At 28.1% G+C, this 3,995-nt stretch carries 4 protein-coding genes and 1 tRNA gene; 3 read left to right on the top strand and 2 right to left on the bottom strand.

Annotated features, from left to right (window positions below; translation table 4 throughout):
* The first annotated feature begins 108 nt into the window (after window positions 1-108).
* Together T386_RS0104080 and T386_RS04670 are read left to right on the top strand one after the other, a co-directional pair.
* Entirely contained in the window at window positions 109-1,020 is a 912-nt protein-coding gene (locus T386_RS0104080; protein WP_029513847.1) for a phosphatidate cytidylyltransferase, read from the top strand.
* Between the two features lie 136 nt (window positions 1,021-1,156).
* Window positions 1,157-2,320, top strand: coding sequence for a restriction endonuclease subunit S (locus T386_RS04670; RefSeq protein WP_029513846.1), 1,164 nt, complete (start codon window positions 1,157-1,159; stop codon window positions 2,318-2,320).
* Between the two features lie 80 nt (window positions 2,321-2,400).
* On the opposite strand, the gene pgsA is transcribed toward T386_RS04670, so the two are convergent.
* Both pgsA and T386_RS0104065 read right to left on the bottom strand, forming a co-directional pair.
* Window positions 2,401-3,105, bottom strand: coding sequence for a CDP-diacylglycerol--glycerol-3-phosphate 3-phosphatidyltransferase (gene pgsA, locus T386_RS0104070; protein ID WP_084274196.1), 705 nt, complete (start codon window positions 3,103-3,105; stop codon window positions 2,401-2,403).
* Window positions 3,089-3,634 (bottom strand): MHJ_0274 family protein, encoded by a 546-nt coding sequence (locus T386_RS0104065; RefSeq protein WP_029513844.1) that lies wholly within the window; start codon window positions 3,632-3,634, stop codon window positions 3,089-3,091. The genes pgsA and T386_RS0104065 overlap by 17 nt, the downstream gene beginning before the upstream one ends.
* A gap of 75 nt (window positions 3,635-3,709) precedes the next feature.
* Between T386_RS0104065 and T386_RS0104060 the strand changes: the two genes are divergently transcribed.
* Window positions 3,710-3,799, top strand: a tRNA-Ser gene (locus T386_RS0104060).
* Window positions 3,800-3,995: the final 196 nt, after the last annotated feature.

The raw sequence follows: 3,995 nt of genomic DNA, 5'->3' as shown, positions 1-3,995 counted from the left end.
ATTCTTTTTGCTATCTATCCAGCGCTTATAGGATTAAGAGAGCAAAATAAAAATACAAAATTGATTTATTATTAATATTTTTAAATTATATTTATAATTCTATTTATAATGAAATTATTTAAACAAAGGGTGTTGCCAGCAATAATATTTTTATTAGTGATAGTTGCTTTTACAGTTCCATGTGCAATTTGAGGCAAAAATCATTATGAAGCCAGAATAATAGGCTATATTTTTGCATCTTTATTAATGGGAATACTTGCATATGAAATTTTCAAATCCTTCGGGCTTAATTTAACATATAGTCTAATTTTGTCGTTTGTTGCTGTTTTTATGGTGTTTATGCCAATACAAACTACGGAATTGACACTTAAAAAATCACCCAATAATTTAACCGATCTTGATTTGTTCAATTTAATTAAAAAAACTCTTTTTAATTGAGAAAATTTCTTTATTTTATCAATAATATCAGTTTCATTTTTATTAATTGAATTAACTAACAGAGTTAATATGACATATGCTGATAGATTCATCAGATTATTTCATGTTTGATTTGCACTATTTTTTATAATTAATTCAATTATATTTTTATTGTTTATATTAATTAAAGACTGGAGAATGTTTGTTTTCGTTTTAGGCGCCCCTTCATTATCTGATATAGGTGGTTTCTTCGGTGGCAAGTTCTTTGGACATAAATGAATAAAAACCCCTTTTGCACCTAACGTTTCACCCAAAAAAACATGAGAAGGTTTTATAATTGGAACAATTATATGTTATGCATTTTCTGCTGGTATGATTTTTGGCTTAGGATTAATGGAAAAAGTTTTATGAGCACAAAGTATAGTTTTATTACTAACACCATTTTTAGCCGTTGGTGGAGATCTTTATTTTTCATATCTAAAAAGACTAAATGCTGTAAAAGATTATTCAAAAGTACTTAAAGGTCATGGCGGTTTTACTGATAGATTTGATAGTGTTTGTTTTGTTGGTTCTTTTGTAGCTATGATTTATCTGTTTATTTAATTTGTTAATTCTAAACCAATTTTTGTGGGTCATTAGAAGAGTGATAGTAAATGGTTATTTAATTAGCTATAATATGAATATTTAAATTGCAAAAAATCTCATTAGCAACATGAATTTAAGAAGTAGGATGATTTATATGATTAAAGATTGCAAAGTACCACAAATAAGATTCAAGGGATTTGAATGCCAATGACACAAAAGTGTTCTATCAAAAATATTATCTAATATTTCTGTCAAAAATTATATATCGGTTACCGAACCCTTGGGTTTATATGAGGTAATACAACAAGGAGATAATCCTGTTGCTGGTTATTCAAATCAAAGCCCTATTGATAATTACGAGAGCCTTGTTATCTTTGGTGATCATACACTTTCTTTATACAAACCACAGTCGCCTTTTTTAATAGCTTCTGATGGTGTGAAAATTTTGTTTGCTTCTCACTTTAATGGAAATTATTTATATTATTTATTATTAAACAATCTCCCTACGAGTGAGGGATACAAAAGGTATTATAGTATTTTAAAAAATATTTCAGTTAGTTTCACAACCGAAATATTAGAACAATCAAAAATAGGGAAGTTATTCCAGAGCATAGATAGTCTAATTACATATGACAAAATGAAGCATAAGTTACTTCAAAACATCAAAAAGTCACTTTTGCGAAAGATGTTTCCTAATGATAATGAGAATCTGCCCCAAATAAGATTCAAGGGTTTTGATGAAAAGTGAGAATCAAAAAGATTAAGTGCAATTGGTGAAACATTTATGGGCTTATCAAGCAAATCAAAAAATGATTTTGGTCACGGAGATGCAAGGTATATTACATATATGAATATATTTCTTAATCCCCTTGCGAAAAGTACACTTGTGGAGCAAATAGAAATTGATATGAAGCAAAACGAAGTAAAATATGGAGATATATTTTTTACTACGTCATCAGAAACACCTGATGAAGTTGGTATGTCTTCTGTATGAGTTCATAACATGAATAACACATATTTAAATAGTTTCTGTTTTGGAGTTAGACCATATATTTCATTAAAACCATTTTTTCTAGCATATGCACTAAGGTCTGAAATGTTTAGAAAGCAAGTAAAACTATTAGCACAAGGAATTTCAAGGTTTAATATTTCGACTAAAAATATGATGAACAATATCATAGCTATTCCATGTAAGAATGAGCAATCCAAAATCGGTCAACTATTCAAAAAACTTGACGAGCTAATTGAACTATACAACTATAAAACAGATAAATTAGAGAAAATTAAGTATGCACTTTTACATAAAATGTTTTCATAATAAAACGAAACAAAAACAATTAAGAAAATCATATAAAAAAGAGTTATAACATTTAAGCTATAACTCTTTTTTATTATTTATTAATTACTATTTGGATTGTTTTCAGCTGATTCTTGATGTTGATTATTCTCACTATCAATATCATTATTTTCCTTGATATAAGGAAGGACTGTTGCTAAGTATTTATATCCAGAGAATAAGCTAAAAAACAATGCTATTATAGTTGGAAGGTTGATTAAATAAATGGCAACTATCATTATAACTTTGATATCAGTTTGCAATAGTAAATGAGTATAAGAAGCAATGTCTGTATAGTCATAACCTACCGCTATTATCAAAACTATAATAATTGCTATTGTTTGTGTAAGGGTTTTTATTTTGCCCCATTTAGAAGCGGCAACACTAATATTATTTTGAGCCATTACAACTCTTGAAGCATCAACTACTAAATCCCTAGCAATAAATAAAATAGTAATTCAAATAGGAATAAAACCAAATGATGATAACGCAATTAAAGTTGTTGAGACAATTAATTTATCAGCGATAGGATCTCATAATTTTCCAAATTTTGTGATTTGATTAGAGCTTCTAGCGATTTTACCATCAAAGTAATCAGTAACCATAGCACCTATAAAAATTAAAAGCATGAAAGCTAATATAATTCGACCCGCGATATTGTAATCCACATATTCGCGTTTAATTAATAGTCAATAAAGGACGGTTAATATTAATAAAGGAAAAAATAAAATAATTCTTAATATTGTTAATTTATTTGGCAGGTTCATTTTGGTCATTATTAAATAATCCTTTTTCATAAAATTGGCGAATTTTAATTGACTCTTGTGCTGTTTTCTCTTCGACAAATTCAGTGTCCATTACTTTAATTTCTTTTTCTAAATATTCTTTAATATCAGAACATTGTTTTGCTCAATTATTACAACGTGTATGAGACAATCTAACAAAATATTTTAAAAAGTCATATGCTGTATCTGAATTAACTATATATTCTCTAAAATCAAGATCATTTTGCATATTATTTAAATAGTTATTAGCAACTTGCACAATATCATTCATTTTGAAGGAACCAATTGAAGGCTCAAATTTTTGTAAATACTCATTGTTAATATCAATTAATGAGTTTAATTTAACAATAGTTAATTTTACTTGTTCAGCTGTTTTACTTTTAAATTCAGCATCTTTTTTAGCTTTCCTTTTTTTAGTTATTTTGCTTTTGATAGCACTATATGTAAACATTGATAAGATAATTGCCACAAGTGCTCCCAAAATTATTCACATTGTTAATGATCCATCCATAATATTCCTTTCAATATAATAAAACGAATTAGTATTTTTAAATTATAATTAAAAAGATTTTAAAACATACAAATTCGATGGTTGCTCGAGTGGCTGAAGAGGTCTGTCTCGAAAACAGATAATGATGCAAATCATTCAAGGGTTCAAATCCCTTACCATCGGCCATATAATTTATTTATCAAAAAAACTGGGTTAGTCCCAGTTTTTAATTAATTTATCTATTATATGGACCTTTTGGTGGAAAAGGTGGAAATTGACCATTATTTTGAGGCCCTCTTGGAGGCATAGGTTGCTGAGGTCCCATTGGTCTAGGTGGTTGTTGGAAACCAGGTTGTGGCCCTCTTGGTGGCATAGGTTGTTG

This window comes from Mycoplasmopsis primatum ATCC 25948, from assembly GCF_000702785.1.
In the GTDB taxonomy this organism is placed as follows: Bacteria; Bacillota_I; Bacilli_A; order Mycoplasmatales; family Metamycoplasmataceae; genus Mycoplasmopsis; species Mycoplasmopsis primatum.
This window is presented reverse-complemented; position numbering and strand designations above follow the sequence as displayed.